Genomic DNA, 4,312 nt, shown 5'->3' with positions numbered 1-4,312 from the left:
CGTCCGGCCGCGCCGCGACCGGGTCCGGACCGGGTGCCTCGGCCGTGCCGCCCGCGGGGCTCGGCGCACCCGGCCGCTCCCCCGCTTCCCGGCGGCCGGACCCGGTCACGGCCGCGCCTCCGGGCCCGTCGTCGGCCGGCGCGTCCGACGCGGCCGGCGGCAGCTCCGCCGGCCGGGTGCCCAGCAGGGACTGCGGCAGGACCAGCACCGCCTGCACGCCGCCGTAGATGTTGCCGCCCAGCCGTACCCGGACGCCGTGCCTGCGGGCCAGCTGGGAGACGACGTAGAGGCCGATGCGTCCGTCCGCCAGCAGGCCCGCGACGTCGACCGAGGCGGGGTCGGCGAGCAGGGCGTTCATCCGCTCCTGTTCCTCGGACGGCATCCCGAGCCCACGGTCCTCGACCTCCACCGCCAGCCCCGCGGCGACCGCGTCGGCACGGATCGTCACCTGGGTGTGCGGCGGTGAGAACACCGTCGCGTTCTCGACGAGTTCGGCGAGCAGGTGGATGACGTCGGCGACGGCGTGGCCCCGCAGGGCGCCCTCCGGCGACGGGACGACCCGGACCCGCGCGTACTGCTCGACCTCCGCGACGGCGGACCGCAGGACCTCGTCGAGCGGGATCGGCTCGCTCCACTGCCGGCGGGAGACCGCGCCGCCCAGGACGGCCAGGTTCTCGGCGTGCCGGCGGACGCGGGTGGCCAGGTGGTCGACGTGGAACAGGCCCCGGAGCAGGTCGGGGTCCTCGATCTCCCGCTCCAGCTCGTCCAGGACGGCGATCTCCCGGTGCGCCAGCGACTGCAGCCGGCGTGCGACGTTGACGAACACCTCGATCCGCTGTTCCAGGCCCGCGCCGGACGGAGACCCCGCCGCCGGCCGCCCGGTCACCGCGTCGGACGCGGCCCGGGCCAGGGTGGTCATCGCCACGTGGTGTGCGCGTCCCAGCGCGTCGGCCAGCCTGCCGAAGTCGTCGGCCTCGGCCCGTCCGTCCCGCGCGCCGTCGCCCTCGGAGGGGACGTCGGGCACGCCCAGGTCCGTTGCGGCGGCGCGCAGTTCGGCCGTCCGCTCGTCGACCCGGCGGCACAGCGCCTCGACGCGGGCGGAGACGGAGTGCGCGGCCCGCCGCGCGGCGACCGCCGCGGCGGCGACGGCCACCGCCGCCAGCGCCACCGCTCCGGCGAGGACCGCCCACGGAACGGGCCCGGTCGGAGCACCGGCGGTCAGGAGGACGTACAGCACGGCCGCGCCGCCGCCGAGCGTCACCGCCACGGGTGGCAGCACCGCGATGCGTGACAACTGCGGCCCGAGGGGCGGCAGGTGTCGCTGCTGCGGCGATCTGCGGTCGGCCGGTGCGCGGAGGTGAGACATCGACGTCCTCGTGCTGGGCAGTACGTCAGGGACGGGGCGCTCGTGCGGGCGGCGGGAACGCGCCTCGCACGGCGGACACTCACAGTAGTCGCGTAATCGCGCATTCTGCCGGTCGGTTGGGCAACTATGCGCCCCTACACCCCTCTCCCGCAGGACAGTTCGCACACCTGACCCCACAACCAGCCTCTCCGCGCCGGGGGTCGCGGCTCCCTCCGGTCGTCACGGAGCGTGGTCGTCCGCCGCCGCGCGGACCACGTCGGCACCCGGCGCGGGACCGCGCGAGGAGGCGGACGCCGATGGCGTCCGCCTCCTCGTCCTGTCGTCCTGTCGTCCCGTCGTCCTGGCCTCCTGGCCTCCTGGCCTCCTGTGCGAGGGGAAGGGCGGGCCTCCTCTCAGCTCGCCGCGGGACCCGCGTCCCCGGTGCCGGAGAGCTGCTTGAGGAACTCGTGGCACTTGGCCGCGCGTTCGGAGTCCTGCGCCATCACCGTGCGGAAGAACTCGGCGATCTCCGTCTTGCCGGCGTTCTCCGCGTCGCGTACGTACTGGCCGTAGTCGTGCCCGGCCTTGAGGGAGTGGTACTGGACGGAGATCAGGTCGAACATGATGTCGCTGAAGCCCGTCTCACCCGTGGCCATGATGTTCCTCCCGGTGTGGGTCGAAGTGCGGACGCGACGCGAGTTTCACGCGGGACGGCTGTCGAAACGGGGGGGGGGCGGCTCAACCCACCACCGGCGGCGAACCGTCCGGCGGGATCACCGCCCGCTGCCCGTGCCGGCAGTGGACGACCCGGTCCGCGAGGCCGAGCCGTTCCGCCTCGGCCAGGAAGTCCGACAGGGGCGACCGCATCACCGTGTAGTCGCCGTAGTGCACCGGCAGGACGTGGCGGGGGTCCACGAGCCGCGCCAGTTCGGCGCCCTGCTCGCCGTCCATGGTGACCAGCAGGCCGCCGGGCAGCAGGGTGCCGCCCAGGTGCAGCACGGCCAGATCCGTTCCGGGGAACCGGCGGGGGATCTCGGCGAGGCCCGGGTACATCAGCGTGTCCCCCGAGATGTACAACCGCAGCCGGGGCGGCCCGTCCGCGGGCCCGAACTCCAGCAGGCTGCCCATCACCGGCGGCAGCAGCGCGCGCAGCGCGGGGTGACCGGCGTGGCGGCCCGGGGCGGCCGTCACGCGGACCTGGGCGTCCCCGCTCCGCACCGTGAAGTCCTCCCAGGTGCTCAGCCCGACGGCGCGGCGGAAACCGTGCAGGCCCTGCAGCCGGCGGCAGGCGTGCGGCGTGGTGACCACCGGGACGTTGCGCGGCAGGTGGCGGCGGGCGCGCCGGTCCCAGTGGTCGCCGTGCAGGTGGGAGAGGAGGACGGCGTCCAGCTCGGGGAGATCGGTGACGTCCAGGGCCGGCTCGGTGAGGCGGCGGCTGAGCAGGCCGTACCCGAGATGGGCGTGTTCGCCGCGGTGGAGGAAGTTGGGGTCGGTGAGGAGGGTGAGCCCGCGGTAGCGGAGGAGCAGGGTCGCGTTGCCGATGAAGTGCAGGCCGAGCGAGTCGTCGGAGGACCCGCCGCTGCCGGGGGACGGGCTGTCGCCGGGTGTCGCGCTCATGGGGACCACCGTGTTCCTGGACGTCCGGGACCGGGCGGCCGCGTCGCGCGCGCCGTCCGTGTGCGTGTTCTCCGCCCGGAGTACCCCGTCAGGCCGACGGGAGACGCAGGGTCCGCCCGACCGCCGCGCGGCCCGCTTCCAGGGCCGCCCTCAGCAGCTTGCCGTCGCGGGTGAGGCGCCCGACCCGCGGCGCGTCGAGGGCCGGCCGGATCGACATCACCGCGGCGCCGTCCCGGCCGGGGGGACCGCCCCGGTCGTACTCGGACAGCAGCGCCTCGTCCTCCCGCTGCCGGTGGGCCCGCGCGAAGTAGCTGTCGTGCAGCGCCTTCGGGTAGCGGCGCAGTGCGGTGGCGGCGACCAGACGGGAACCGTAGGAGGGCCGGACCACGGCCTCGGCCGCGGGCACCGGGAGGACGTCCTGCGGCGCCGGGCGGGAACGCAGCACCAGGACGTGGGTGGCGCCCTGGGCCAGGGCGGTGCGGTAGGGGACGGACTCGGCGAGGCCGGCGTCGTAGAAGTGCCGCCCGCCCAGTTCCACGGCCGGGCCGGCGAGGAAGGGCAGCGCGGCGCTGGCCCGCAGGGCGAGCCTCAGGTCGGCCGGGCCGCCGAGGTAGGGGCGCAGGTCCGTGGAGAGGCCGGTGTGCGCGTCGGTGGCGAGGGGGTGGTACTCGACCGGGTGGGAGAGGACGGCGTCGAAGTCCATCCGGGCCACTTCGGCGTAGAGGTGCTCGACCAGGGTGCGGACGTCGACGACGGGGCGGCCGCGCCAGAAGTTGGAGAGGCGGATCATGGCGTTGGCGTACTCGGGCTCGGCCCAGCCGTTGAGCTGCTCCGGTGTGCCGCTGAGCAGCCAGGCGCCGGTGATCGCGCCGGCCGAGGAGCCGTACACGGCGTCGAAGGCGTCGACCACTCCCGCCTCGTGCAGGGCGAGCGCCATGCCCGCGGAGAGGGTGCCGCGCATGCCGCCGCCCTCGATGACCAGGGCGAGTCGCATGCCGTCGTCGCGGGCGCCGGGCCGGCTGCCCGCGCGCGCCCGCCCGGCGACGGCTTCCAGGACCTTGTGCCGGTCGCGGGAGGAGTCGGGGCGCGGCCCCCGGGAGCGGTCGTCCGCGGCGAGGTGCTCTCGGCTCATGCCCCACTCTTTTCCGGATAGGACGGGCGCCCTGCGGCCGGCCGGGCGGCCGGTGGCGTCCCGGCGGCCATTGTCCCAGGCGCCTGAGACGCGGACGGCGCGAGGTCCCGGGCGGAGCCGTCCGGGCCCGCCGCGCGGGCGGCACGCGCGCGGCGGTCGCCGCCTCGACGTCCGACGCCGCGGGACGCCGCGTCGTCGCGGTCGACGACGGCTGCGCG

General features: G+C 76.0%; 4 protein-coding genes. All 4 read right to left on the bottom strand.

Annotated features, from left to right (window positions below):
- On the bottom strand, positions 1-1,366 hold a 1,366-nt coding region (locus tag A2U95_RS31915; RefSeq protein WP_166029521.1), incomplete at its 3' end, for a sensor histidine kinase.
- A gap of 392 nt (positions 1,367-1,758) precedes the next feature.
- Entirely contained in the window at positions 1,759-2,001 is a 243-nt protein-coding gene (locus tag A2U95_RS31910) for an acyl carrier protein (RefSeq protein WP_166029519.1), read from the bottom strand.
- A gap of 82 nt (positions 2,002-2,083) precedes the next feature.
- Positions 2,084-2,962, bottom strand: a complete 879-nt coding sequence (locus A2U95_RS31905; protein WP_166029517.1) for an MBL fold metallo-hydrolase — start codon at positions 2,960-2,962, stop codon at positions 2,084-2,086.
- A gap of 88 nt (positions 2,963-3,050) precedes the next feature.
- A complete protein-coding gene (locus A2U95_RS31900) occupies positions 3,051-4,094 on the bottom strand; it encodes a patatin-like phospholipase family protein (RefSeq protein WP_166029516.1) in 1,044 nt (347 codons plus the stop codon).
- Positions 4,095-4,312 lie beyond the last annotated feature (218 nt).

This window comes from Streptomyces chilikensis (genome assembly GCF_001642695.1).
GTDB classification, from domain to species: Bacteria; Actinomycetota; Actinomycetes; order Streptomycetales; family Streptomycetaceae; genus Streptomyces; species Streptomyces chilikensis.
This window is presented reverse-complemented; position numbering and strand designations above follow the sequence as displayed.

Bases quoted from the DNA above. Each gene is read 5' to 3' on its own strand.
- A2U95_RS31910 (WP_166029519.1), bottom strand. From the start codon at position 2,001: ATGGCCACGGGTGAGACGGGCTTCAGCGACATCATGTTCGACCTGATC.
- A2U95_RS31905 (WP_166029517.1), bottom strand. From the start codon at position 2,962: ATGAGCGCGACACCCGGCGACAGCCCGTCCCCCGGCAGCGGCGGGTCC.
- A2U95_RS31900 (WP_166029516.1), bottom strand. From the start codon at position 4,094: ATGAGCCGAGAGCACCTCGCCGCGGACGACCGCTCCCGGGGGCCGCGC.